The sequence below is a fragment of the Actinacidiphila sp. bgisy160 genome (assembly GCF_057707815.1).
On sequence record NZ_JBYIQW010000004.1, the window covers coordinates 51,373 to 77,052 of the forward strand.

Below are 25,680 nucleotides of genomic sequence, written 5' to 3' on the forward strand. Positions count from 1 at the left end.
ACCCTCCGGGGTCGCGGGTCACCGGCGCGTGCGCGCCGGGCGACCTGCGTAACGACGCTCCCCCGCCGGGGGTGTTGCCCAGCTGCGCCGGAACGGGCGCCGCCCCGGCGCACCCGCGGACCGTCCACAAGCCGCGGCGCCACCCCGGGCCCCGTGGGCCCGGACGACGGCGAAGCCCGCGCGCGGCGCGGTCAGTGCTGCCGTTCCTGCCACGCCGCCGGGTCGGGCCGGGGCTGCCGCTTGCGCACGACGGCGAGCACGATGCCGAAGACGACGGCGGCCGGTATGACCAAAATCAGGAGCAACTCGGGTGCCCCGATTCTGCCGAACATGCGTACCTCCAGGTTGCTTCTTGGTTGAGCGCCGCTCACTGCGCGGCGGGATGCTTCCGCCGAATGCCGGGCGACAGCGGTCACCGTGACCGTGTTCGCCGCCCGGCTCCCCGCGGGCGCCCTCAGGCACCCCGGACCCGCAGGGCGCGGCGCAGATCGTCGAGCTGGTCGGCGAGGCGACGGCGCAGCGCGGGCGTCGGTGCGGGGTCGCCGGAGCGCAGGCACTCCTCACCGAGGTCGAGCACGGCGCTCTCGACGACGGGGACGGGAAAGGCCCAACGGCCCGCGGCCTCCGCGAGTGCGGGGCCGCGTCGGGCGGCGACCGCGGCGGCGGCGGGGAAGAAGCGGGGCACGTACTCCCGGACGAGGTCGAGCTGTTCGGGTTGCCAGAAGCCTTGTGCGGTGGCGGTGAAGAGGTAGTTGGACAGCGTGTCGCCGTCGAACATCCGCGCCCAGGCGTCCCGCTTGGCCTCCGGGTCGGGCAGCGCGGCCCGGCAGCGGGCGGCGCCTTCCTGGCCGGTGGCGCTGGGGTCGGAGGCCAGTTCGGCCGCGATGTCCTCGGCCGAGGCCGCGCCCAGGACGCTGAGCCGGGTGAGGATCTGCCAGCGCAGTTCGGGGTCGAGCGCGGGCCCGCCGGGCAGGGTGCCCTCGGTGAGCCAGCCGCGCAGGGCGCCGGGGTCGGCGGTGGCGGCGATCAGCTCGCGGGCCGCGGCCAGCCGCAGCCCGGGGTCCTCGCGGGTGAGCAGGTCGCGGGCGAGCGCCTCCAGGGTGGCGAGCGCGGCGGAGCGGTCGGCCGCGGGGAGGTAGCGGTCGGCGATCTGCCCGCGGGCGAAGCCGAGCACGCCCTGCACGACGGCGATGTCGGTCTCGTACGGCAGGTGGGCGCGGGCGACGTCGAGATAGGCGGCGGGCGGGAGTTCGCCGTCCCGGACGAGGTCGCGGGCGGCGTTCCAGACCAGGGCGCGGCTGAGCGGGTCCGGCAGGCCGCGCAGTGCGGCCACCAGGGTGTCCCAGGAACGCGCGTCGAAGCGGACCTTGGCGTAGGTCAGGTCCTGGTCGTTGAGGAGCACCAGGTCGGGGCGGGGGCCGGGACGCGCGCCGGGCTCCTGGCCGTCGGCCGGCACATCGGTCTCGAAGCGCTCGCGCAGCACCAGTTGCGCCGGGTCGGCGTCGGCGCGGTCGTACGCGGCGACGGAGATGCGGTGCGGGCGGCTGCCCTGGTGCGTGACGTCGAGCCGCCAGCCGCCGTCGGCGCCCACCGGGACGGGGGTGAGGGTGTCGACACCGGTCGTGCGCAGCCAGCGGTCGGCCCAGGCGTGGACGTCGCGGTCGGTGGCGTGGGCGAGGGAGTCGATGAAGTCGGCGAGGGCGGCGTTGCCGAAGCGGTGCCGCGCGAAGTGTTCGTTGATGCCGGCGAGGAAGTCCTTGCGGCCGAGCCACGTGACGAGCTGGCGCAGCGCGGAGGCGCCCTTGGCGTAGGAGATGCCGTCGAAGTTGAGCAGCGCCGAGGCCGTGTCGGGGACGGCCTCCGGGGCGGGGGCGACGGGGTGGGTTGAGGGGCGCTGGTCGGCGTCGTACCCCCAGCCCTTGCGGGCGACGGCGAAGTCGGTCCACGTGCCGGTGAACCGGGTGGCCTCGGAGAGCACCTGGTAGCCCATGTACTCGGCGAAGGACTCGTTGAGCCAGATGTCGTCCCACCAGCGCAGGGTGACGAGGTCGCCGAACCACATGTGGGCCATCTCGTGGGCGACGACCATGCCGCGGGTCTGCCGTTCGGTGTCGGTGACGGCGGAGCGGAAGACCATCTCGTCGCGGAAGGTGACCAGGCCCGGGTTCTCCATCGCGCCCGCGTTGAACTCGGGGACGAAGGCCTGGTCGTAGGAGTCGAAGGGGTACGGCTCCTCGAACAGCTCGTGGTAGCGGTCGAAGCAGCGCCGGGTGATGTCGAGGAGTTCCTCGACGTCGGCGTCCAGGTACGGGGCGAGGGAACGACGGCAGTGCAGCCCGAAGGGCAGGCCCGCGTGTCCGGTGCGCACCGAGTGCCAGGGTCCGGCGGCGACGGCGAGCAGGTAGGTGCTGATCGGCGGGGTCGCCGCGACACGCCAGCGGCCCTCGGCCTCCCCGGTGCGCTCGGCGACGCCGTTGCCGAGGACGGTCCACGCGGGGGGCGCGGTCACGGCGACCTCGAAGACGGCCTTGAGGTCGGGCTGGTCGAAGGCGGCGATGACGCGCTGCACGTCGTCCAGGAAGAGCTGCGTGTACAGGTAGGTCTCGCCGTCGGCCGGGTCGGTGAAGCGGTGCATGCCCTCACCGGTGCGGGAGTACCGCATGTCGGCCTCGACCCGCAGTTCGTGCGGGCCGGCCGCGAGCCCGGTGAGCGGCAGCCGGTTGTCGTCCAGAGTCGCGACGTCCAGCGGCCGCCCGTCCAGGACGGCGCCGTGGAGCGCCGCGGGCTTCAGCTCGACGAAGGTGTCGCCGTCCGCGAGGGCGGTGAAGCCGATGACCGTGGTCGATCCGAACACCTCGTCGCCGCGGGTGAGGTCCAGGTCGACGGTGTAGTGCTGGACGGCGATCTGCCGGGCGCGGGTCTCGGCCTCGGCACGTGTGAGAGCAGGCATGCGGTCATGCTGCCCCATGCCCGGCCCGCCGCGCACGGGGGATACCCGCGGCCCGCCGTCGCGCGGGCGGGGGGTTGTGCGGCACGTGGCCGAACCCGTCCACGACCTGTTCCCGTCCGGTCCCGTCGTCACGTCCACCGGCGCCGGGGACTCCCCCGTGCCGCCGGCCGTTCCGCCACCCGCGGCCAGTGCCGGCGGGGCGGCCGCGGCCGGTCCTGCGTGCCTGCCGCCCGGGCTGCCGACACCGGCGGTACCGGACCGGCTCCGGCTGACGAGGCGTCACCCGGTGTCCGCCGGCCCGGCCTCCGGAGGCGGCGGGGAGCCGAGGGGCCCGCGGCGGCGAGGGCGCTCGACTCCGTCATCCGACGCGAGGGCAGCCCCGCTCCCCCGGTCCTCCGCCGCACATGCCGTGGCACCCCCGGGCGGCGCGGGTCAGGAGTGGCGGGCGGCGGTCGCGTGCACGACCAGCGCCCCGGCGGGCCCGCGGCCGTCGTGCCGGTCGCCCGCGCAGGTGTCGAGCCGCAGGGCGGGTACGCCGCCGTCCGTGCGCAGGTCCTGCGCGCGGCGGGAGTGCCATGGGACGTGCTCGACCCTGGTGACGGTGAAGCGGGCGCGGCTGCCGTCACGGCGGGTGACCACGATGGTGTCGGCGGGCCGTACGCGGTGGAGGCCGTGGAAGGCCGCGCGGCCGTGCCCGCCGTCGTCGTGGCCGACGATCACGGAGGTGCCGGTGTCGCCCGGGGTGGCGCTGCGGTCGTACCAGCCGGCGTAGCGGCCCTGCTCGCTCGTGGGGGTCTGTAGGGTGCCGTCCTCGGTCACCCCGAGGTCGACCACGCGGGCGTGCACGTCGGCGCCGGGGATGTCGATGCGCACGGGGGTGTGACCGGCGGGGTCGGAGGCGCGGGCGGGTGTGCTGCCGTGGACCACGGCGGCCGCCTCGCCCCGCCCCGCGTGGGTGACCGCCCAGGCGCTCGCGGCGGCGACGGCGAGCAGGACGAGGGCGAGGACGTTGATGCGACGGTGCGTCATCCTCACCGCCTTCTCACCTCGGGCGGACGGCGTACAGGACGCCGCCGACGCCCGCCGCAGGCAGGAGCGCGCCGGCCAGGGCCGGTCCGGGGACGCCCAGGGCGTCCGGGACCCCGGCCTTCCCGGCCCCGCACACCGCGAGGAAGGCCAGCGCCCCGAGCACCGTCATGAGCGCCGCACGCCGGGCGACGGCGGTGGTCCGGACGGCCGCGCCGGTCCGGACGGCAGCGGCGGAGGCGGCACAGGCGGCGGACATGGGGCGGGGTCCTTCGGACGACGAGGGTAGGGACGCGGTGTCCGGCCGCCGGGCGACGGGCGGCCGGACACGGGTCCACCGTACGGAGCCCGAGGGTGCCGGGGCCTCCCCCGGCCGACCGGTTCCGTATCAGCCGAAAGTATGGTCCCGGAAATGGTGCTGCGTCCCGAGGAGGACGCCGGGCAGGCTCTTTGGGTGATCGCCACCTTGCAGTGCACCGTGATCGACTGCCCGGACCCGACGGCGCTGGGCACCTTCTACCAGGGGATTCTCGGCGGGGCCCTGGACACCGCGGACCCCTCGTGGGTGACCTTGACGGCCCCGGACGGCACCCGGATCGCCTTCCAGGAGGTGCCCTTCCACCGGCCTCCGCGCTGGCCCGACCCGGAGCACCCCCAGCAGTTCCATCTGGACTTCGAAGTCCCCACCCGCGCCGACGTGGAGCGGGCCCACGAGGAGGTGGTCGCGCTGGGCGCCGCCTTCCTGCACGACAGCGGCGGCAGGCGCAGCGGTTTCCGGGTCTTCGCCGACCCGGCCGGGCACCCGTTCTGCCTGTGTTACGGGCAGACGCCGGAGCCGGCCGTCGCAGGATGAGCGGCTGCCCGGTGTCAGTGGCGCCTTGTACGGTGTCCACATGCCGGCGCCGGGTGCGACGGCATCGCCTCGCGCGCGGCCGGGCCGGGGGTGGACGCACACACGGCCGAGGGGGACGGCATGGAAGCGGGGCGGACGGCGTACGAGCCGGTCGAGGAGGACCCTGACCCGGCCTCGGTGCGCCGGGTCACGTTCGTGCCGTTCCTCCCGGGCGGTCTGACGGGCGCGGTGCGCGGCAGGGACGGGGTGGTGCGCCTGCCGTCCGGGGAGGTGCTGCCCGGCGAGGACTGGATGCTCGACACGGCTGCCCGGGTGCCGCTGGAGACCGCCGGCTACTACCGGCAGCGCGTCCACCCCTTCGCCTGGGAGGCGGGGCGGCAACGGCTCTACGCCTGGCTGGACGGCGACCGCTACCGGGGCCGGCGGCCGCACGCCACGGACGCGGACCTGGTCGTGGCCGACGCCGCCACGATCGCGGGCATGCTTTCCCACGGTTCCGAGCGGCGCGCGGTGCTGGACGCGGCGCGCTCCTTCCGGGAGCAGGACGACACCTCGTACTTCGCCGACAACCTGCGCCTGCTGGAGCCCGCCTACCTGCGGGCGACCACGCCCGAGGGCGGTTCGGGCTTCGGCCGGGAGCCGGAGCAGTGGCGGGCGCGGCGCTCGATGGTGGTCGAGGCACTGCACAAGGACGGCACCTTCCTGGACGTCGGCTGTGCCAACGGGCTGCTGATGGAGTCGGTACGGCAGTGGGCGGCGGAGCGGGGGCGGGTGATCGAGCCCCACGGTGTGGACTTCGCGCCGCGCCTGGTGGAGCTGGCCCGGCGCCGGCTGCCGCGGTGGGCCGGGCGGATATCGGTGGGCAACGCGCTGGACTGGCGGCCGGCCGACGGCGGGCGGTTCACCTTCGTGCACACCCTGACCGACTGCGTGCCCGAGCGCAGGCTGGGCGACCTGGTCCGCAGGCTGCTGGCCGAGCTCGTGGAGCCGGGCGGGCGGCTGCTGGTCAGCGTGTACCAGGCGGAGGGCGGATCCGCGCCGACGGCCGCGGAGCGGCTGGCCGCGCTGGGCGTGCCGGTGGCCGGTTCGGCGAGCGGCACGGGCCCGGAACGCACGGCGACAACGGCCTGGGTCGACGCGTAGGCTCGAAGCGTCGTACCCGCTTGGGAGGCGCCGTGACCGAGCCGTCGTCCAGCCCGATCGAGCACGGCTTCCCGCACCTGGAGAAGGTGCGGGCCGCCCTGACCGCGCTCTACCGGCGGCTGTCGTACGACACGGTGAGCCGCTTCCCGGCGAGTGTGCGCCCGGAGTCGGTGGCGTTCCCCGCGGACGAGGACCTCCATCTGGGCGCCCAGCGGGTGGCCCGGGCCATCGTCGAGCACTTCCGGCTGCCGGAGGCCCGCATGGTGGTCAGCTTCCGGGACATGGTGCACGCGGGCAACGTGGAACTGGCCGCCGGACCGGAGTACTTCGTGGAGCTGCACGCGCGCTTCCGGGACGACCGGCGGGACGTGGGGGCGGTGCTGGCGCACGAGGTCATGCACGTCTATCTGCACCGGCTCGGCCTGGAGTTCCCCGGGGTGCGGGAGAACGAGATCCTCACCGACACCGCCACGACGTATCTGGGCGCGGGCTGGCTACTGCTGGACTCCTACCGGGAGGAGCCGGCGCTTCACGGGGAGCGGCTGACCACGGCCGCGTCCAAGCTGGGCTACCTCACCCCCGAGGAGTTCGGCTACGTCCTGGCCAAGCGGGCACAGGCCTTCGGCGACGACATCGAGCCGTGGCTCACCAGCCCGAGGGCCCAGGAGGCCTACCGGGCCGGGCTGCGGGTCGCCGAGGACGATCTGCGCCATCCGCCGATGGTCGGCTGCGGCTGGGCGGGCCGTCGCCGGTACGCCCACGACCGGCGGCGCGGCGGCGCCTACCCGGCCGCCGGCTACGCCTTCGAGGGCGGCGAGCCCCAGCGGGTCTCCTTTCCCTGCCCCACGTGTCACCAGCGGATCCGGGTGCCCGTACGGGGCCGGGTGAGGGCACGGTGCGGGCTGTGCCGCACCGTGCTGGAGTGCGACACTTGACATCCTCCCCGCCCTATGGGACGGGGATTCCTGGCTCACGTTGGCTGGGGACCAGCGGTCCGCCAGCGCTTACACGATCGGCACCAGCCGGGTTGAGACCAGCCCGGACCCGCATCACGCGGGCGGAGCGAACGGAGCACCTTCTTCACGTGCGTCCACGATCCTCACGGTGTGACGATCCTGAAGTCCTGGTCGGCGGTGTCCAGCAGCCCTACGAGGGTCGCGACCACCTTCAGGTCCCCCTCGTGCTCGACGCCCTCGAAGCGCCCGCCCGCAAGGAGCCGGTGCAGTTCGGGCCGGCTGAGGGTGAGCGTCAGGTCCGCGTGGCGGACGGCGGGCCGCCCGTCCTGGGTGGAGAAGTAGGTGAGGGCGCCGTTGGAGAGGGTCAGGTGCCAGGTGCGGCGCTCGTCGGTGAGGCGCCAGTCGATGGTCAGGTGGACATCCCAGGCTTTGGGGCCGTTGACCCGGATGGCGAGGGAGTCGATGAGCTGGTCGACGGTCAGGGCGGCCATCAGCGCCGGGTTGGCGATGACGACCGGTGTCCGCGTGACGCCCTGCCGCAGTTCCAGGGCGCCCATCAGGTAGAAGTTGCGCCAGGGCCCGTTCTCACAGCCGTGCCCCAGGCGTTCGTAGAGCACGGCCAGCTCCTCCGCCGCGGAGGCGTGCCCGGGGTCGGCGAAGACCGCGTGGCCCAGCAGGGTGACGGCGAAGCGCAGGTCGCCCGCGTCGGCGTACTCCCGTGCCTTGGCGACGGTGGCGTCGGTGCCGCCGAGGCAGTCCACGTAGCGCCGCGCCTCCGCCGCCGGGGGGTGCTGCCACAGGTGGGCCGGGTTGCCGTCGAACCAGCCCATATAGCGCTGGTAGACGGCCTTCACGTTGTGACTGAGGGAGCCGTAGTAGCCGCGGTTGGAGGTGAACCGTTCCAGGGCCGGGGGCAGCGTCAGCTCCTCGGCGATCTCGCTGCCGGTCAGGCCCTGGTTGACCAGCCGCAGGGTCTGGTCGTGGAGGTAGGCGTACAGGTCGCGCTGGTGCGACAGTAGCCGGTGGATGCCCTCTCGGCCCCAGGTCGGCCAGTGGTGCGAGGCGATGACGACGTCGGAGGCGTTGCCGAACAGGACGAGGGCCTCGTTGAGATAGTGCGCCCACAGCCGGGCGTCGCGGACCTGCGCCCCGCGCAGGGTGAGGACGTTGTGCATGGTGTGGGTGGCGTTCTCGGCCATGCACAGCACCCGCTTGCCGGGGAAGTGGAAGTTCATCTCGGCGGGCGCCTCGGCCCCCGGGGTGAGCTGGAAGATGATCCGGACCCCGTCCATCGTCTCGTCCTGCCCGGTGCGGGTGACGTGCACCGTGGGCGGGATCAGGGTGACGGTGCCGGTGGAGGCGGTCTGGCCGAGGCCGCAGCCGATCTGCCCGGCGGGGCCCTTGGGCAGTTCGGAGCCGTACATGTAGACGGCGCGGCGGGTCATCGCGACCCCGGCGTCCACGCTCTCGCCGGCGGCGTGCTCCAGGAAACCGGCCGGGGCGAGGACGGGCACCGGGTCGTGGCCGTGCGGCAGGACGCCGCGGGCACCGCCGAAGTGGTCGACGTGCGAGTGGCTGTAGATGAGGGCGGTGACGGGCCGGTCCCCCCGGTGCTCGCGGTAGAGGGCGAGGGCGGCGGCGGCGCACTCGGCGGAGCGGAGGGGGTCGATGACGACGACCCCGCGGTCACCCTCGACGAGGGTCATGTTCGACAGGTCCAGGCCGCGTACCTGGTAGACCCCCTCGACGACCTCGAACAGCCCCTGTTTGGAGGCGAGCCGGCTCTGTCGCCACAACCCCGGGTGCGCCGTGTCGGGGCACGGGCCCTGCAGGAAGGAGTACGCGTCGCCGTCCCAGACCACCCGGCCGTCGCCGTCGGTGACGCGGCCGGGGGTCAGGGCACCGAGGAATCCCCGGTCGGCGTCGGCGAAGTCCGTCGTGTCGTCGGTTGCGCCGGGCGCGAGAGCCGTCATGACGACACAATGTCAGCGTTTCGTCTGAATTGTCACGCCCATGTGCGCCACCAGCGGCGCAGTACCTCCTCCGCGGGTTCGCCGTGCGGGCCGTACGCGAGCCGGGGCGGCGTCTGCCCGCTGTGCGGCCGGTCGTCCCACATCCGCCAGCACACCTCCGGCCCGCCAGCCCTCCCCGTCCAGGGCGGCGAGCAGCGCTCGGTACGCGGCCGCCTGTTCGGCCTCCCGCAGTTGCCGGCTCACGGTCCAGGAGCACGGCGCCGCGGTCGACCCGCGCCGGCTGACGCAGCCGGCCTCGGTGAACAGCACACGGCGGAGGTCCCGGGCGCAGAAGCCGCCTGCGCCGGCGGCAGGCGGCATGGTGCACGCGTGCCAGGGGCGCGGCGCGGACGGGCCCGGCTGTACGGGGCGCGGACGCTCCGTCAGCTGCCCGCCCCGCGCGGGGCGGCGTGGGCGCCCGCACCGGGGGCGCCCGGGTGGAGTTCCACCACATGGCGGTGCGGCGCCTGCCCCCGGTCGGGTGAGGGCAGGCGCCGCCTTCGTTCCGTACGCCCTTGTACGGGACGTCTCGGGAGTGACGGGGGTCAGACCGTCAGCGGGCGATCCGTCGGGCGGATCGGGGCCGGCAGGATGCTCGCGCCGGTCAGGTAGTGGTCCACCGCGCGGGCCGCGGAACGGCCCTCGGCGATGGCCCACACGATCAACGACTGGCCCCGGCCCGCGTCACCGGCGACGAAGACCCCATCCACGTTGGTGGTGAAGTCCTTGTCGCGGGCGATGTTGCCGCGAGCGTCGAGCTCCAGGCCGAGCTGCTCGACCAGGCCGTTCTTCTGGTCGGTGCCGGTGAAGCCCATGGCGAGGGTGACCAGTTCGGCCGGGATGACCTTCTCGGTGCCGGGCTGCGGGACGAACTTCCCGTCCTTGAACTCGACCTCGACCAGATGCAGCGCCTTGACGTTGCCGTCCTCGTCGCCCTCGAACCGCACGGTGTTGACGGCGTAGACCCGCTCGCCGCCCTCCTCGTGGGCGGAGGTGACCTTGTACGTCATCGGCATGGTCGGCCAGGGCTGGTGCGCCGGGCGCTCGTCCGACGGCCGAGGCATGATCTCCAGCTGGGTGACCGAGCGGGCGCCCTGACGGTGCGCGGTGCCGACGCAGTCGGCGCCGGTGTCGCCGCCGCCGATGACGACCACGTGCTTGCCCTCGGCCGAGACCGGCGGGGTCACGAAGTCGCCCTCCTGCACCTTGTTGGCCAGCGGCAGGTACTCCATGGCCTGGTAGACGCCCTTGAGGTCGCGCCCCTCGACGGGCAGGTCACGCCACTGGGTGGCACCCGCGGCGATGACCACGGCGTCGTAGCGCTTGCGCAGTTTGGCGCCGTCCATGTCGCGGCCGATCTCGACACCGGTGCGGAACTTGGTGCCCTCCGCGCGCATCTGCTCGATGCGGCGGTTGATGTGCCGCTTCTCCATCTTGAACTCGGGGATGCCGTAGCGCAGCAGACCGCCGATACGGTCGGCCCGCTCGTACACCGCGACCGTGTGGCCGGCCCGGGTCAGCTGCTGGGCGGCGGCCAGGCCCGCCGGGCCGGAGCCGATGACGGCGACGGTCTTGCCGGAGAGCCGGTCCGGGGGCTGCGGGGTGACGTCCCCGTTGTCCCAGGCCCGGTCGATGATGGTGACCTCGACGTTCTTGATGGTCACCGCCGGCTGGTTGATGCCGAGCACACAGGCGGACTCGCAGGGGGCCGGGCAGAGGCGGCCGGTGAACTCCGGGAAGTTGTTGGTCGCGTGCAGGCGCTCGCTGGCGGCCTTCCAGTCCTCACGGTAGGCGTAGTCGTTCCACTCGGGGATCAGGTTCCCCAGCGGACAGCCGTTGTGACAGAAGGGGATGCCGCAGTCCATGCAGCGTCCAGCCTGCTTGGTGATGATCGGCAGCAGGCCGCCGGGAACGTAGACCTCGCTCCAGTCCTGCTTGCGCTCCTCTACCGGACGGGTCGGAGCGGTCTCGCGGGGCGTGGTGAGGAAGCCCTTCGGGTCAGCCATTTGCCGCCTCCATCATCTTCGCGACGGTCTCGGACTCGGAGAGCCCGGCTTGCTCGGCGGCGTTCTTGGCGGCGAGCACTGCCTTGTAGTCCCTCGGCATGACCTTGCCGAAGCGGGTGAGGGTGCGGCCCCAGTCGGCGAGCAGGCGCTCGGCGACGGTCGAGCCGGTCTCCTCCTGGTGGCGGCGCACCACGTCGTGCAACCACTTGATGTCGTCGGCGTCCAGTTCCTCGACGTTCACCATGCCGGTGTTGACGTTGTCCGGGTCGAGGTCGAGGACGTACGCGATGCCGCCGGACATGCCCGCCGCGAAGTTGCGGCCCGTCGGGCCGAGCACGAGCGCGCGGCCACCGGTCATGTACTCGCAGCCGTGGTCGCCGACGCCCTCGGACACCACGGTGGCACCGGAGTTGCGGACGCAGAAGCGCTCGCCGGTGGTGCCGCGCAGGAAAAGCTCACCGCCCGTGGCGCCGTAGGCGATCGTGTTGCCCGCGATGGTCGAGTACTCGGCCAGGTGGTCGGCGCCCCGGTCGGGGCGGACGATGATCCGGCCGCCGGACAGGCCCTTGCCCACGTAGTCGTTGGCGTCGCCCTCCAGGCGGAGCGTGATGCCCTTGGGGAGGAAGGCGCCGAAGGACTGGCCGGCGGAGCCGGTCAGGGTGATGTCGACGGTGTCGTCGGGCAGGCCCGCGCCACCGTACCTCTTGGTCACCTCGTGGCCGAGCATGGTGCCGACCGTGCGGTTGACGTTGCGGATCGCGATCTGGGCGCGGACCGGGTCCCCCTTGTCGAGGGCGTCCTTGGCGAGCGCGATCAGCTCGTTGTCGAGCGCCTTGGCCAGGCCGTGGTCCTGGTCGGTGGTGCGGTGCATGGCCGCGCCCTCGGGCAGCTCCGGCACGTGGAAGAGCGGGGCCAGGTCCAGGCCCTGCGCCTTCCAGTGATCGACCGCCGCGGTGGTGTCGATCAGCTCGGCGTGACCGACGGCCTCCTCGATCGAGCGGAAGCCCAGCTCGGCCAGGAGCTCGCGGACCTCCTGAGCGATGAACTCGAAGAAGTTCACCACGTACTCGGCCTTGCCGGAGAAGCGGTCGCGCAGCACCGGGTTCTGGGTGGCGATACCGACCGGACAGGTGTCCAGGTGGCAGACGCGCATCATCACGCAGCCGGACACCACCAGCGGGGCGGTCGCGAAGCCGAACTCCTCGGCGCCCAGCAGGGCGGCGATCACGACGTCGCGGCCGGTCTTCAGCTGGCCGTCCGTCTGCACCACGATGCGGTCGCGCAGGCCGTTGAGCAGCAGGGTCTGCTGCGTCTCGGCCAGGCCCAGCTCCCAGGGGCCGCCCGCGTGCTTCAGCGAGGTCAGCGGGGAGGCGCCGGTGCCGCCGTCGTGGCCGGAGATCAGCACGACGTCCGCGTGGGCCTTGGAGACGCCCGCCGCGACCGTGCCGACGCCGACCTCGGAGACCAGCTTCACGTGGATGCGGGCGGCCGGGTTGGCGTTCTTCAGGTCGTGGATGAGCTGTGCCAGGTCCTCGATGGAGTAGATGTCGTGGTGCGGCGGCGGCGAGATCAGGCCGACGCCGGGGGTGCTGTGCCGGGTCCTGGCCACCCACGGGTAGACCTTGTGGCCGGGCAGCTGGCCGCCCTCGCCGGGCTTGGCGCCCTGGGCCATCTTGATCTGGATGTCGTCGGCGTTGACCAGGTACTCCGAGGTGACGCCGAAGCGGCCGGAGGCGACCTGCTTGATCGCCGAGCGGCGCGCCGGGTCGTACAGGCGGTCCGGGTCCTCGCCACCCTCGCCGGTGTTGGACTTGCCGCCCAGCTGGTTCATGGCGATGGCCAGCGTCTCGTGCGCCTCGCGCGAGATGGAGCCGTACGACATGGCGCCGGTGGAGAACCGCTTGACGATCTCCGAGACCGGCTCGACCTCCTCGACGGGGATCGGGGCGCGCTCGCCGTCCTTGAACGCGAACAGGCCGCGCAGCGTCATCAGGCGCTCGGACTGCTCGTTCACCCGGTCCGTGTACTGCTTGAAGATGTCGTAGCGGCGCGAGCGGGTGGCGTGCTGCAGCCGGAAGACCGTCTCGGGGTCGAACAGGTGCGGCTCACCCTCGCGGCGCCACTGGTACTCGCCGCCGATCTCCAGCCGGCGGTGCGCCGGGGCGATGCCGGAGGCGGGGTAGGCCTTGGCGTGCCGGGCGGCGACCTCCTTGGCGACCACGTCGATCCCGGCGCCGCCGATCTTGGTGGTGGTGCCGTGGAAGTAGGTGTCGACGAAGTCGCCGTCCAGGCCGATGGCCTCGAAGACCTGCGCGCCGCGGTAGGAGGCGACGGTGGAGATGCCCATCTTGGACATCACCTTCAGCACGCCCTTGCCCAACGCCTTGATCAGGTTCTTGATGGCGACCTCGGCCTCGATGCCCGAGATGAAGGTGCCCGCCCGCAGCAGGTCCTCGACGGACTCCATCGCCAGGTACGGGTTGACCGCCGCGGCGCCGTAGCCGATGAGCAGCGCGACGTGGTGCACCTCGCGGACGTCACCGGCCTCGACCAGCAGGCCCACCTGGGTGCGCTGCTTGGTACGGATGAGGTGGTGGTGCACGGCGGAGGTGAGCAGCAGCGACGGGATCGGCGCGTGCTCGGCGTCCGAGTGCCGGTCGGAGAGCACGATCAGCCGGGCGCCGTCCTCGATGGCGTCGTCCGCCTCCGCGCAGATCTCGGCGAGCCGCGCGGCCAGCGCCTCGCCGCCGCCGGAGACCCGGTACAGGCCCGACAGGGTCGCGGCCTTCAGGCCCGGCAGGTCGCCGTCGGCGTTGATGTGGATGAGCTTGGCCAGCTCGTCGTTGTCGATCACCGGGAACGGCAGGGTGATGTTGCGACAGGAGGCCGGGGAGGGCTCCAGCAGATTGCCGGACGGGCCGACGGCGCTGATCAGCGAGGTGACCAGTTCCTCGCGGATGGCGTCCAGCGGCGGGTTGGTGACCTGCGCGAACAGCTGGGTGAAGTAGTCGAAGAGCAGCCGGGGTCGCTCGGACAGCGCCGCGATCGGCGAGTCGGTGCCCATGGAGCCCAGCGGCTCGCCGCCGGTCTTGGCCATCGGCGCCAGGATGACCCGCAGCTCCTCCTCGGTGTAGCCGAAGGTCTGCTGGCGGCGGGTGACCGAGGCGTGGGTGTGCACGATGTGCTCGCGCTCGGGCAGGTCGTTGAGGTGGATCAGGCCGGCGTCCAGCCACTCTTCGTAGGGGTGCTCGGCGGCGAGCTGGGCCTTGATCTCGTCGTCCTCGATGATCCGGTGCCGGACCGTGTCGACAAGGAACATCTTCCCGGGCTGCAGCCGGCCCTTGCGGACCACCTTGTCCGCGGCGATGTCGTCCAGCACGCCGGACTCGGAGGCGAGCACGACCAGGCCGTCGTCGGTGACCCAGTAGCGGCCGGGGCGCAGGCCGTTGCGGTCCAGGACGGCGCCGACGACGCAGCCGTCGGTGAAGGTGACGCAGGCCGGGCCGTCCCAGGGCTCCATCAAGGTGGAGTGGTACTGGTAGAAGGCCCGCCGGGCCGGGTCCATGGAGTCGTGGTTCTCCCACGCCTCGGGGATCATCATCAGCACGCTGTGCGGCAGCGAGCGGCCACCGAGGTGGAGCAGCTCCAGCACCTCGTCGAAGGTCGCCGTGTCCGAGGCGTCCGGGGTGCAGACCGGGAAGATCCGCTCCAGGTCCCCGCCGAAGAGCCCCGAGGCGAGCTGCGACTCGCGGGCGCGCATCCAGTTGCGGTTGCCCTTGACGGTGTTGATCTCACCGTTGTGGGCGACGAAGCGGTACGGGTGCGCCAGCGGCCAGCTGGGGAAGGTGTTGGTGGAGAAGCGGGAGTGCACCAGGGCGATCGCGGTGGCGATGCGTTCGTCGGACAGGTCCGGGAAGAAGGGCTCCAGCTGGCCGGTGGTCAGCATGCCCTTGTAGACGAGCGTCCGGGCCGACAGCGACGGGAAGTAGACGGCCGCCTCGCGCTCGGCGCGCTTGCGGAGCACGAAGGCCGGGCGGTCGAGGTCGATCCCGGACCGGGTGCCCGCGGCGTCCGCGACGAAGAGCTGGGAGAAGTACGGCATCGTCGAGCGGGCCGTGGCGCCGAGGGCGTCGGGGCCGATCGGCACCTCGCGCCAGCCGAGGACGGCGAGGCCCTCCTCGGCGGCCAGCCGCTCGATGGACTCGACGGCCTTGCGGCGGTCCTCGTCCTCGACGGGCAGGAAGGCCGTGCCGACCGCGTACCGGCCTGCGGCGGGGAGCTCGAAGCCGGCGACCGCCCTCAGGAACGCGTCCGGGACCTGCATCAGGATGCCCGCACCGTCGCCGGAGTCCGGCTCGGAGCCGGTGGCCCCGCGGTGCTCCAGGTTGCGCAGCACGGTCAGGGCCTGCTCCACGAGCGCGTGGTCAGCCTCACCGGTGAGGGTGGCCACAAAGCCGACGCCACAGGCGTCGTGCTCGTTGCGGGGGTCGTACATCCCCTGGGGGGCGGGACGCCCGTCCATGTGGGACCGGCCGGAACCGGAGCCGGCGGCCTGGGGGTGCGTGGACGCGGAACGCATCGGCTCTCCCGTCGTCGTCATCTGGCATATGACATGCGCACTAGGGACGACGTTGGCCCTCTGCGATTTCGTGCAGGTTACATGATGGCCCGATGGCCGAAAAGTGGATACCTGGTTCCATCATGTGGACTGGACAGCGCTACGAGCAGGCAGTACGGGCCAGCATCGCTCACGTGAGACGTAGGCGACACTGCCCACGGCGCCACAGACTGATGCCCTGTGTCGGTCGCGCTGAAACGAGCGGGAAACACGTGGCTTGTGGCCGTTACCCGGCTCAACCGACGGCGGTGCCGAACAGCGCGCCCAGAACGAAGGTAACCCCGGCGGCGGCTCCGCCCAAGACGAGCTGCCGAAGTCCGCTGAACCACCAGTTGCGCGCGGTCACACGGGCCACAGCCGCCCCGCAGAGGAAGAGGCCGATCAGCGCGACGATCACGGCGGGCCAGACCACCGTTGCGCCGAACAGGTACGGGAGTACCGGCAGCAGGGCGCCGACACCGAAGGACAGGAACGAGGAACCGGCCGCGACCAGCGGCGACGGCAGGTCGGTCGGGTCGACGCCCAGTTCCTCGCGGGCGTGGATCTCCAGGGCCTGCTCGGGGTCCCTGGACATCTGCCGGGCCACCTCTTCGGCCAGCTCCGGCTCGACGCCCCGGGCGACGTACAGGGCGGCCAGTTCGCGCAGCTCGTCCTTGGGATTGCGGCGCAGTTCCAGCCGCTCGACGTCCAGCTCGGCCTGGACCAGTTCCCGCTGGGAGGCGACCGAGGTGTACTCGCCCGCGGCCATCGAGAACGCGCCCGCCGCGAGTCCCGCCAATCCGGTGATCACGATGGTGGAGGGGGCGACGTTGCCGCCGGCGACGCCGGTCATGAGCGCGAGGTTCGACACCAGACCGTCCATCGCACCGAACACGGCCGGACGCAGCCAGCCGCCGTTCACGTCCCGGTGGGTGTGGTGCGCGACGTGATACGGCGCGACCTGCTCATCCTCCACGGCTGACGGCATGGTCCAGTTGCTCCTTCCCCGGGGCGGCGATCCCCGCGTCCCTCCCTCGAACACCTCGACCGTACGCTCGAATTCCCTGCGCTTCCAGCAAGGAAAGCCTGCCTTACCTGCGAAAACGCGTCTAAGAGGGGAAACGCCGCGGCCGCCGTCACCGGGGTGGTGAACGGCGGCCGCGGGTTGCGCGACGTGCGCGTCAGAGGTTCTTGGCGGTCTTGGCCCCGGCGTCGACGGCCGCGGCGCCGTCCTCCTCGTCCCGGTTCTGATCGGACTCCGCTTCGCCGGCTTCCGTCTTCTTCGCGTCAGCCGCGTGCCCGTCCGCGTCCTTGGCGTCCACGTCCTTGGCGTCCTTGGCGTCCTTGGTGTCCTTGGCGTCGGGGTCCGTCCCCTGCGCGGAGGCGTCGGCTGCGGCGACGGCCGCCGGCTCGACGACCTCCTCACGGCCCGGCCGCAGCTTCGCCGAGACCACGATGTAGGCCACGGCGGCGGCGAAGACCAGGATGGACGTCCAGTCGTTCAGGCGCAGGCCCAGGACGTGGTGCGCGTCGTCGACGCGCAGGTACTCGATCCAGAAGCGGCCGACGGTGTACGCCGCGACGTAGAGCGCGAAGGCGCGGCCGCGGCCGAGGCTGAAGCGGCGGTCGGCCCAGATGACCAGCAGGGCCACGCCGACGCACCACAGCGACTCGTACAGGAAGGTCGGGTGGTACGTCGCGACGTCCAGGCTGTCCGCCGGCCGGTGGGCACTGTCGATCTTCAGCGCCCAGGGCAGATCAGTGGCGCGCCCGTAGAGCTCCTGGTTGAACCAGTTGCCCCAGCGGCCGATGGCCTGGGCGAAGGCGATACCGGGCGCCACGGCGTCGGCGTACGCGGGCAGCGAGATGCCACGGCGCCGGCAGGCGATCCAGGCACCGAGGGCCCCCAGGGCGATGGCCCCCCAGATGCCGAGGCCGCCCTCCCAGATCTTGAACGCGTTGACCCAGTCCTTGCCCTCGCCGAAGTAGAGCTCGTAACTGGTGATCACGTGGTAGAGGCGACCGCCGACCAGGCCGAACGGCACGGCCCAGACGGCGATGTCCGCGACCGTGGTCTTCAGTCCGCCGCGGGCGGCCCATCGCCTGCCGCCGAGCCATACGGCCACGAAGACACCGATGATGATGCAGAAGGCATAGCCGCGCAGAGGGATGGGGCCGAGGTGGATGACCCCGCGCGACGGGCTGGGAATGAAGGCGATGAGTTCCATGGCACTGCCGACGCTACCGTGCCGGGCGGGTGCGGCGGGCACCCGCCCGGCAACGGCTGGATAACGGGAGGCACGCTCAGCCGCTCTGCGAGGCCGGGGCAGAGCCCTGCGCGGGGGCCGAGCCGCTCCCCGGTCCCGAAGCGCCCGGGGCCCCGGACGCGCTCTTCGGGGTGGCGCCCTGGGTCGCGGTGCCGGGCTTCTTGCCCTTGTTGGCCTCGGTGACCAGCTGCTTCAGCCGGTCCGCGGTCAGGTTGGGCTGGCCCTTGCCGAGCAGGTTATCCCCGCCGTTGAGCAGGATGGTGGGCGTGGAGTTGAAGCCGGCGGCGCCGAAGGCCTCGTTGTTGGCGTTCACCCAGTCGTCGTACGTGCCGTCCTTCACGCAGGTGGTGAAGGCGGGCGTCTTCAGCCCCGGCACCTTGCCCGCCAGCTCCAGCAGGTAGGTCTTGTCGGCGAAGCGGTCGTCGTTCTCCTCCGGCTGGTTCTGGTAGAGGACGTCGTGGTACGCGCGGAACTTGCCCTCGTCCTGCGCGCAGGCCGCGGCGTTGGCGGCGTTGAGCGAGCCGGTGCCGCCAAGGTTCCCGTCGATCAGCCGGACGAGGTGATACTCGACCTTGAGCTGGCCCTGGTCCTGGAGTCCGTGGATGGTGTCGCGGAGCTCCTTCTCGTAGGCCGCGCAGGCCGGGCACCGGAAGTCCTCGTACACGGTCAGGGTGGACGGGGCGTCGCTCGCTCCGTTCGGGAGGGCCAGCTTGTCCTTGCCCGTCGCGCCCACCGGGGTGACGGCCGGGGCACCGGCACCGCCGCCGCTGTTGGCCACCACGACCCCGATGATCGCGCCGATGGCCAGGACCCCCACCACGGAGCCGGCGACGATCGCCGTCCTCTTGCGCTTCTGCCGCCGCTGGTCCACCGCGCGCTGCTCCTGCAGCCGGTCCCGGGCACTGCGCTTTCCTTCACGGTTCTTCTCGCTCACACCCAGGCACAACGAACCGGGGGCACGCTCACGCGTACCCCCGGCCCATGTTTCGCCCGGAAGAGTGAGGCGCAGCTACCGGCGGACGCCCCGGGCGAGGTCCGCCGCCAGCTCGCGCACGCCGGCGAGGCCCCGCTCCAGGTCCGGCGCGTCCAGCAGCCGCTTGACGAACGCCGAGCCGACGATCACCCCGTCCGCGAAGCCCGCCACCTCCGCCGCCTGGGCGGCGTTGGAGACGCCCAGCCCCACGCAGACCGGCAGCTCGGTCCGGGCACGGGTGCGCCGCACAAGGTCGGCCGCCTCCGCACCGACGCTCTCACGGGTGCCGGTGACGCCCATCAGCGAGGCCGCGTAGACGAAGCCGGAGCCCGCCGCCGTGATCTTCGCCAGTCGCTCGTCCCGGCTGCTCGGGGCCACCACGAACACGGTGGCCAGTCCGTGCTGCTCGGCGGCCTTCCGCCACACCTCGGACTCCTCCACCGGCAGGTCCGGCAGGATGCAGCCGGCGCCGCCGGCCTCCGCCAGCCCGGCGGCGAAGCGCTCGGCGCCGTAGCGGTCGACCGGGTTCCAGTAGGTCATGACCAGGATCGGCTTCCCGGACGCGGCGTGCGCCTCGCGCACCGTGCGCAGCACGTCCTTGATCCGTACGCCGCCGCGCAGCGCGATGTCGTCCGCGGTCTGGATGACCGGGCCGTCCAGCACGGGGTCGCTGTGCGGCAGGCCGATCTCGACGACGTCGGCACCGCCCTCCAGCGCCGCCTTCGCCGCCTCGATGCCACCCTCGACAGTCGGGAACCCCGCCGGGAGGTAGGCCACCAGGGCGGCGCGGCCCTCGGCCCTGGCGCCGGCCAGGGTCCGGTCCAGCAGCTCGATCTGCCCGCTCACCGCTGCGCTCCTTCAGCCTCGTCGTACAGCCCGAAGTAGCGGGCGGCCGTGTCCATGTCCTTGTCGCCGCGCCCGGAGAGGTTGACCAGGAGCAGGCCCTTCTCGCCGACCTCCCGGCCGGCCTGCAGCGCGCCGGCGAGCGCGTGGGCGCTCTCGATGGCCGGAATGATGCCCTCGGTGCGGGACAGCAGGCGCAGCGCCTGCATCGCCTCGTCGTCGGTGACCGGGCGGTACTCGGCCCGGCCGGTCTCCTTGAGGTAGGCGTGCTCGGGGCCGATGCCGGGGTAGTCCAGGCCGGCCGAGATCGAGTACGGCTCGGTGATCTGGCCCTCGTCGTCCTGCAGGACGTAGCTGCGGGAGCCGTGCAGGATGCCGGGCTCGCCGACGGTCAGGGTCGCCGCGTGCTCACCGGAGTCCACGCCGTGGCCGGCCGCCTCCAGACCCAGCAGGCGCACCCCCTCGTCCGGGATGAAGGCGTGGAACAGGCCGATCGCGTTGGATCCGCCCCCCACGCAGGCGGCGACCACGTCCGGCAGTCGGCCCGCGCGCTCCAGGATCTGGCGGCGCGCCTCGACGCCGATGACGCGGTGGAAGTCGCGCACCATCGCCGGGAAGGGGTGCGGGCCCGCGACCGTGCCGAAGAGGTAGTGGGTGCGGTCGACGTTGGCGACCCAGTCGCGGAACGCCTCGTTGATCGCGTCCTTCAGGGTGCGGCTGCCCGACTTCACGGGGATGACCTCGGCACCGAGGATGCGCATGCGGGCCACGTTGAGTGCCTGGCGCTCGGTGTCGACCTCGCCCATGTAGACGGTGCACTCCAGGCCGAACAGGGCGCAGGCGGTGGCCGTGGCCACGCCGTGCTGGCCGGCGCCGGTCTCGGCGATGACCCGGGTCTTGCCCATGCGCTTGGTGAGCAGCGCCTGGCCCAGCACGTTGTTGATCTTGTGCGAGCCGGTGTGGTTGAGATCCTCCCGCTTGAGGAAGACCCGTGCCCCGCCGGCGTGCTCCGCGAAGCGCGGCACCTCGGTGAGCGGGCTGGGGCGGCCGGTGTAGTGCACCAGCAGGTCGTTCAGTTCCGCGGCGAAGGCGGGGTCGGACTTCGCCTTGTCGTACTCCACGGCGACCTCGTCCACGGCGGCGACCAGCGCCTCCGGGATGAACTTGCCGCCGAACCGGCCGAAGTAGCCGTCGGCGCTGGGCACCCGGCCCTCGGGGTCGGGGATGAAGAAGTCTTCGGACATGTCGTTCTCGGCTCCTTCGGGGGCACGTCGGGGCCCCCAGGGTCTGGCGTACCGATGGTCACGTCACGGCGCGGTGGGCGCCGTCGGCGGCATGCGCGCCCCCGGCCGGGGAACACGGCGGAGCTCACCGGCGGGACGCCGGTGAGCACACCCGTGCCCCGGTCATCGGGAGGACGGCGCTGCCGTCAACGCCATCGGCGCCCGTTGATCTGACCCGGCTCGCAGCCGATGTGGTAGCGCACGCGGCGACCGAGGACGCGCCGCGCCGGCGCGCGGCAGCCACGGGGACGGCAGCCCCGGGCCAGTCGCGCGTAGGTCGTCATGGTGCCGGTCAGCCCCGCCCGTGGCGCAGCGCGGGGTGCGCGCCGGCGGCGACGAGGTCGGCCACGGCGCCCTTGGGGTCGCGGCCGGTCACCAGGGACTCGCCGACGAGGACCGCGTCGGCGCCGTCGTTGGCGTAGGCGATGAGGTCGTGCGGGCCGCGGACCCCGGACTCGGCCACCTTGACGATGTGGTCCGGGATCTCCGGGGCGACGCGGGCGAAGGTGCCGCGGTCGACCTCGAGGGTCTTGAGGTCGCGCGCGTTGACGCCGATGACGCGGGCGCCCGCGTCGACGGCCCGTTCGGCCTCCTCCTCGTCGTGCACCTCGACCAGCGGGGTGAGCCCGATGGACTCGGCCCGCTCGACCAGCGAGACCAGCGCGTCCTGCTCCAGCGCGGCGACGATCAGCAGCGCCAGGTCAGCGCCGTAGGCACGGGCCTCCCAGAGCTGGTAGGCGGTGACGATGAAATCCTTGCGGAGCACGGGGATGTCGACCTTGGCCCGGACGGCCTCCAGGTCGGCCAGCGAGCCGCCGAAGCGGCGCTGCTCGGTGAGGACCGAGATGACCGCGGCACCGCCCGCCTCGTAGTCCGCGGCGAGGCCCGCGGGGTCGGCGATGGCGGCGAGGGCGCCCTTGGAGGGGCTGGACCGCTTGACCTCGCAGATGACCTTGACGCTGTCCCCCCGCAGGGCCGCCACGCCGTCCTTGGCGTCGCGTGCCTTCGCCGCCCGCTCCTTGAGCTCGTCGAGGGAGACCCGGGCCTGCCGCTCGGCGAGGTCCTCGCGGACGCCGTCGATGATCTCGTCGAGCACACTCACGCGAGAGGACCCCTTCCGAAAAGCGAAACGATCAAGCCAGTGAGATGTTCCACCAGCACTGCGATGGTAACCGCCGGGGGGCGGAGGACCCGCATCCGGCGGAGCGCCGAGCCACCCGGCGGACGACCCGGGCGCCCCATCGACGCGGGTCAGGGCGCCAGCGCGGCCCCGAACGGAAGGTTCCGGACGACGGTGAAGAGCAGCGCGACGCCCGCGATCGCCCACCAGTGGACGGCCCGCAGCGGGAGCACGAACGGCCTGCCGCGCAGCACCCGGGTGAGCCAGACCGTCCACACCACGGCGAAGAGCACGTAGCCCGCCACGGCCAGCGCGTTGAGGCCGAGCGCCGTGCCGAAGTCGCCGTGCACGACCGCGTACGCGCTGCGCAGTCCGCCGCAGCCCGGGCAGTACAGGCCCGTGTAGTGCAGCAGGGGGCAGACCGGGTAGTGCCCGGCCTCATTCGGGTCGAAGGTGCCGACGTACGCGAAGGCGGCGGCGACACCGCCGAGGACGCCCAGCGGGGCGGCGAGGGCAATCGGCTTCGGCCTGGCGGCAGTCTCGGTCACGCGGTGATTGTCCCGCGCCATGGCCGCCGGGGACACCCGGGGTGGCCGGAAAGCGCGGAGCCACCGCCGGCGGATGCGCCGGCGGCGGCTCCGTAGTGCGTGCTGCGCTCAGCCGCGCTGCTTCTCCGGCATCGGCTTGCCGAGACCCGCGGCGCGCATGCCGAGACCGATCAGACCGCCGAGGGCGGCGACCGCCAGGCCGGCGAACATCCCGATCGGCTCCGCCAGGACGACGAAGGCAGCCGCGACGCAGAAGCCGATGAAGGCGATGGTCACGCCGGTCCAGGCGGCAGGGGTGTGTCCGTGGCTGTTGCCCGCCATGAGTGCTCCCAAGTCGTTCTACAAAAGGGTCGTCAGTTCGTTCGCCCGCGCGATGACGCGCGTCACGCGCCATTGTCCCCCGTTCCGCTCACGCTCCGCGCGCGGGGGTGGCCCGGCGCGTCAGGAGGTCTCGGTTGGGTCCTCGCCGCGGTCCAGCGCCTTCCACAGGTCCTCGGGGCGCTCCTCCCCGGCGGCGGGTGCGGGGGTGCGGCCGGGACGCGCCGCCCCGGGGGTGTCACGGTCGTACCGGTTCGACATGGCGGGCCAGGTCCGCGCGCGCAGGAGGGCCACGGCGCCGGCGAGCAGCAGCAGCGCGCCGCCCGCCGCCGAGACACCCGGCCAGGCGCTGGTGGCGGCCCCGGTGACGGTCGTACGGGACAGGCCGCTGGCCGTCGCGGCGGCCGCGTCCAGGGCCGAGGTGTCGCCGAGCGCGAGCAGCGCCGCCGCCAGTGCCCCGGCCCCGCACAGCGCGAGCAGCCCCCCGACGATCAGCCGGGCCGCTCCCCGTACGGCGAAGACCGCCACCAGGGCGGCCAGGCCCACCAGCGCGAGCGCGCCCGGCACTGCGGTGACCTGGTGGCCGGAGACGCTGACCGGCATCCCGCCGTCGGCGAACGGGGCGCTGCCCTTCTGCCAGGTCTTGCCCGAGGCCAGGAGCACGACCGCGGCGCCGAGCACACCGCTCGCCAGTGCGAGCAGGAGACTGCCGCGGCCGACCGCCGGGCGGGGTGCGGGCTCGGCGGCCGGTTCGGCGACGGTGTGGGGCTGGGGCACGGAACTGCTCACCCGACCACTATCCCCCGTCGCTCCCCCGCCCCGGCACGCGGGGCCCGTCCGGCGGCGGTCACGCCCCGGTGCGCATCCGGCCTGCGGTGGCGACGGCGCGGAGCACCGCGGCGGCCTTGTTGCGGCACTCGGTGTCCTCGCTGGCGGGGTCGGAGTCGGCGACGATGCCGGCGCCTGCCTGCACGTAGGCGGTCCCGTCGCGCAGCACCGCGGTGCGGATCGCGATGGCGGTGTCGGAGTCCCCGGCGAAGTCCAGGTAGCCCACGGCGCCGCCGTACAGGCCGCGCCGGGTGGGCTCCAGTTCGTCGATGATCTGCATCGCGCGCGGCTTGGGCGCCCCCGACAGGGTGCCCGCGGGGAAGCAGGCGGTGAGGACGTCGAAGGCCGTGCGGCCGGCGCCGAGGCTGCCGGTGACGGTGGAGACGATGTGCATGACGTGGCTGTAGCGCTCGATCGACATGAAGTCGACGACTTCGACGCTGCCCGGCTCGCAGACCCTTCCGAGGTCGTTGCGGCCCAGGTCGACGAGCATCAGGTGCTCGGCGCGCTCCTTGGGGTCGGCGAGCAGTTCGTCGGCGAGCGCCTGGTCCTCCTGCGGCGTCGCGCCGCGCGGCCGGGTGCCGGCGATGGGGTGCACCATGGCCCGGCCGTCCTCGACCTTCACCAGCGCCTCGGGGCTGGAGCCGACGACGTCGAATCCGTCGAAGCGCAGCAGGTACATGTACGGCGAGGGGTTGGTCGCCCGCAGCACGCGGTAGACGTCGAGCGCGCTCGCCGGGCAGGGCGTCTCGAACCGCTGCGAGGGCACGACCTGGAAGGCGTCGCCGGCCCGGATGTACTCCTTGGTCGTCTCCACCGCGGCCTGGTAGGCGGCCCCCCCGAAGCGCGAGGTGACCTCCTCCGGGAGCCGGGACGGCGGCAGTTGGGCGGGCGCGGAGTCCACGGGGCGGGCCAGGTCGGCGGTCATGGCGTCCAGCCGCCGCACGGCCTCGGCGTACGCCTCGTCGACTCCGGTGTCGAGGTCGTTGTGGTTGATCGCGTTGGCGATCAGCAGCACCGAGCCGTCCCAGTGGTCGAGGACCGCCAGGTCGGAGGTGAGCAGCATGGTGAGCTCGGGCAGCCCCAGGTCGTCGCGGGCGTGGTCGCCGATGCGCTCCAGGCGGCGTACGACGTCGTAGCCGAGGTAGCCGACCATGCCCCCGGTGAACGGCGGCAGCCCGGCGTCGTCGTGCAGGTCTCGCGGGGTGTGCAGGGCCTCGACGGTGGCCCGCAGCGCCTCCAGCGGGTCGCCGCCGGCCGGCACGCCCATCGGGGGCGTGCCGAGCCAGTGGGCCTGGCCGTCGCGTTCGGTCAGGGTGGCGGCGCTGCGGACGCCGACGAAGGAGTAACGCGACCACGAGCGGCCGTTCTCCGCGGACTCCAGCAGGAAGGTGCCGGTCCGTTCGGCCGCGAGCTTCCGGTACAGACCGACCGGGGTGTCCCCGTCGGCCAGCAGCTTCCTGCTGACCGGGATCACCCGGCGGTCCTGTGCCAGCTTGCGGAAGGTGTCGAGGTCGGGGGTGACGGTGCCCGTGGTCATGGTCCGCAGCCTAGTGCCCGGGGGCGGCCGGTTCAGGCCGGCGGCAGTTCACCGGCGTCGAAGCAGGTGCGGTCGCCGGTGTGGCAGGCCGCGCCGACCTGGTCGACCTTGACCAGGATCGTGTCGCCGTCGCAGTCCAGGGCTACGGACTTCACGTGCTGGACGTGCCCGGAGGTATCGCCCTTGACCCAGTACTCCTGGCGGCTGCGGCTCCAGTAGGTGCAGCGGCCGGTGGTGAGGGTGCGGTGCAGCGCCTCGTCGTCCATCCATCCGAGCATGAGGACTTCGCCGGTGTCGTACTGCTGCGCGACGGCGGGCACGAGGCCGTCGGCGGTGCGCTTGAGACGGGCGGCGACGGCGGGGTCGAGCGGGGATTCCATACCCCCATTCTGCCCGCTCCGGGCGACGTGACTTCGG

22 protein-coding genes and 1 pseudogene are annotated in these 25,680 nt (G+C 72.9%); 3 read left to right on the plus strand and 20 right to left on the minus strand.

The annotated features are described in order from the left end of the window. Positions 1-191: 191 nt before the first annotated feature. From AC3EUJ_RS05875 to AC3EUJ_RS05890, 4 genes are all read right to left on the minus strand, one after another. Positions 192-332: a Sec-independent protein translocase family protein gene (locus AC3EUJ_RS05875; RefSeq protein ID WP_431959881.1), complete on the minus strand. Its 141-nt coding sequence runs from the start codon at positions 330-332 to the stop codon at positions 192-194. A gap of 122 nt (positions 333-454) precedes the next feature. Next, on the minus strand, positions 455-2,950 hold the full coding sequence (gene pepN, locus AC3EUJ_RS05880) for an aminopeptidase N (RefSeq protein WP_431959882.1): 2,496 nt from the start codon (positions 2,948-2,950) through the stop codon (positions 455-457). A 432-nt stretch (positions 2,951-3,382) separates the two neighbouring features. Continuing rightward, positions 3,383-3,979 carry a sortase domain-containing protein gene (locus AC3EUJ_RS05885; protein WP_431959883.1) on the minus strand — a complete coding sequence of 199 codons (597 nt, stop codon included), beginning with the start codon at positions 3,977-3,979 and terminating at the stop codon, positions 3,383-3,385. Between the two features lie 13 nt (positions 3,980-3,992). Then, positions 3,993-4,235 (minus strand): hypothetical protein, encoded by a 243-nt coding sequence (locus AC3EUJ_RS05890; protein WP_431959884.1) that lies wholly within the window; start codon positions 4,233-4,235, stop codon positions 3,993-3,995. 195 nt (positions 4,236-4,430) lie between these two features. Between AC3EUJ_RS05890 and AC3EUJ_RS05895 the strand changes: the two genes are divergently transcribed. The 3 genes from AC3EUJ_RS05895 to AC3EUJ_RS05905 all read left to right on the plus strand — a co-directional run bounded on the left by AC3EUJ_RS05895 (position 4,431) and on the right by AC3EUJ_RS05905 (position 6,907). Beyond that, the gene (locus tag AC3EUJ_RS05895) at positions 4,431-4,829 is read left to right on the plus strand and encodes a VOC family protein (protein ID WP_431960034.1); all 399 of its coding nucleotides are present in this window, start codon (positions 4,431-4,433) and stop codon (positions 4,827-4,829) included. A 120-nt stretch (positions 4,830-4,949) separates the two neighbouring features. Then, positions 4,950-5,972: a class I SAM-dependent methyltransferase gene (locus AC3EUJ_RS05900; RefSeq protein WP_431959885.1), complete on the plus strand. Its 1,023-nt coding sequence runs from the start codon at positions 4,950-4,952 to the stop codon at positions 5,970-5,972. Between the two features lie 32 nt (positions 5,973-6,004). Continuing rightward, positions 6,005-6,907: a hypothetical protein gene (locus AC3EUJ_RS05905; RefSeq protein WP_431959886.1), complete on the plus strand. Its 903-nt coding sequence runs from the start codon at positions 6,005-6,007 to the stop codon at positions 6,905-6,907. A 164-nt stretch (positions 6,908-7,071) separates the two neighbouring features. Here AC3EUJ_RS05905 and AC3EUJ_RS05910 read toward each other — a convergent pair whose 3' ends face one another. The 16 genes and pseudogenes from AC3EUJ_RS05910 to hisI all read right to left on the minus strand — a co-directional run bounded on the left by AC3EUJ_RS05910 (position 7,072) and on the right by hisI (position 25,643). Further along, a complete protein-coding gene (locus tag AC3EUJ_RS05910) occupies positions 7,072-8,901 on the minus strand; it encodes an alkyl/aryl-sulfatase (protein WP_431959887.1) in 1,830 nt (609 codons plus the stop codon). Between the two features lie 171 nt (positions 8,902-9,072). Continuing rightward, positions 9,073-9,261 (minus strand): annotated as a pseudogene (locus AC3EUJ_RS05915) (glycoside hydrolase family 113); the annotation flags it as partial. Between the two features lie 224 nt (positions 9,262-9,485). Further along, positions 9,486-10,946: a glutamate synthase subunit beta gene (locus AC3EUJ_RS05920; protein WP_431959889.1), complete on the minus strand. Its 1,461-nt coding sequence runs from the start codon at positions 10,944-10,946 to the stop codon at positions 9,486-9,488. Next, complete coding sequence (gene gltB / locus AC3EUJ_RS05925; protein WP_431960035.1) at positions 10,939-15,525, minus strand: glutamate synthase large subunit; 4,587 nt, start codon at positions 15,523-15,525, stop codon at positions 10,939-10,941. The genes AC3EUJ_RS05920 and gltB overlap by 8 nt, the downstream gene beginning before the upstream one ends. A 274-nt stretch (positions 15,526-15,799) precedes the next feature. Further along, positions 15,800-16,531: a VIT1/CCC1 transporter family protein gene (locus tag AC3EUJ_RS05930; protein ID WP_431959890.1), complete on the minus strand. Its 732-nt coding sequence runs from the start codon at positions 16,529-16,531 to the stop codon at positions 15,800-15,802. Between the two features lie 193 nt (positions 16,532-16,724). Next, the gene (gene lgt, locus AC3EUJ_RS05935) at positions 16,725-17,771 is read right to left on the minus strand and encodes a prolipoprotein diacylglyceryl transferase (protein ID WP_431959892.1); all 1,047 of its coding nucleotides are present in this window, start codon (positions 17,769-17,771) and stop codon (positions 16,725-16,727) included. A 76-nt stretch (positions 17,772-17,847) separates the two neighbouring features. After that, positions 17,848-18,744: a DsbA family protein gene (locus AC3EUJ_RS05940; protein WP_431959893.1), complete on the minus strand. Its 897-nt coding sequence runs from the start codon at positions 18,742-18,744 to the stop codon at positions 17,848-17,850. A gap of 75 nt (positions 18,745-18,819) precedes the next feature. Next, positions 18,820-19,629 (minus strand): tryptophan synthase subunit alpha, encoded by an 810-nt coding sequence (gene trpA / locus AC3EUJ_RS05945; protein WP_431959894.1) that lies wholly within the window; start codon positions 19,627-19,629, stop codon positions 18,820-18,822. Continuing rightward, positions 19,626-20,870, minus strand: a complete 1,245-nt coding sequence (gene trpB / locus AC3EUJ_RS05950; RefSeq protein WP_431959895.1) for a tryptophan synthase subunit beta — start codon at positions 20,868-20,870, stop codon at positions 19,626-19,628. Before trpB ends, trpA begins: the two co-directional genes overlap by 4 nt. A 185-nt stretch (positions 20,871-21,055) precedes the next feature. Then, positions 21,056-21,193, minus strand: a complete 138-nt coding sequence (gene trpM / locus AC3EUJ_RS05955; RefSeq protein ID WP_431959897.1) for a tryptophan biosynthesis modulator TrpM — start codon at positions 21,191-21,193, stop codon at positions 21,056-21,058. 8 nt (positions 21,194-21,201) lie between these two features. Beyond that, a complete protein-coding gene (gene trpC / locus AC3EUJ_RS05960) occupies positions 21,202-22,011 on the minus strand; it encodes an indole-3-glycerol phosphate synthase TrpC (RefSeq protein ID WP_431959898.1) in 810 nt (269 codons plus the stop codon). Between the two features lie 149 nt (positions 22,012-22,160). Next, the gene (locus AC3EUJ_RS05965) at positions 22,161-22,598 is read right to left on the minus strand and encodes a DUF2752 domain-containing protein (protein WP_431959900.1); all 438 of its coding nucleotides are present in this window, start codon (positions 22,596-22,598) and stop codon (positions 22,161-22,163) included. An 87-nt stretch (positions 22,599-22,685) separates the two neighbouring features. After that, positions 22,686-22,898 carry an HGxxPAAW family protein gene (locus AC3EUJ_RS05970; protein ID WP_431959901.1) on the minus strand — a complete coding sequence of 71 codons (213 nt, stop codon included), beginning with the start codon at positions 22,896-22,898 and terminating at the stop codon, positions 22,686-22,688. A gap of 120 nt (positions 22,899-23,018) precedes the next feature. Continuing rightward, positions 23,019-23,684 (minus strand): TIGR02234 family membrane protein, encoded by a 666-nt coding sequence (locus AC3EUJ_RS05975; RefSeq protein WP_431959903.1) that lies wholly within the window; start codon positions 23,682-23,684, stop codon positions 23,019-23,021. Positions 23,685-23,742: 58 nt separating this feature from the next. Continuing rightward, positions 23,743-25,263: an anthranilate synthase component I gene (locus AC3EUJ_RS05980; RefSeq protein WP_431959904.1), complete on the minus strand. Its 1,521-nt coding sequence runs from the start codon at positions 25,261-25,263 to the stop codon at positions 23,743-23,745. A gap of 32 nt (positions 25,264-25,295) precedes the next feature. Continuing rightward, positions 25,296-25,643, minus strand: coding sequence for a phosphoribosyl-AMP cyclohydrolase (gene hisI, locus AC3EUJ_RS05985; RefSeq protein WP_431959905.1), 348 nt, complete (start codon positions 25,641-25,643; stop codon positions 25,296-25,298). Between the last annotated feature and the right edge of the window lie 37 nt (positions 25,644-25,680).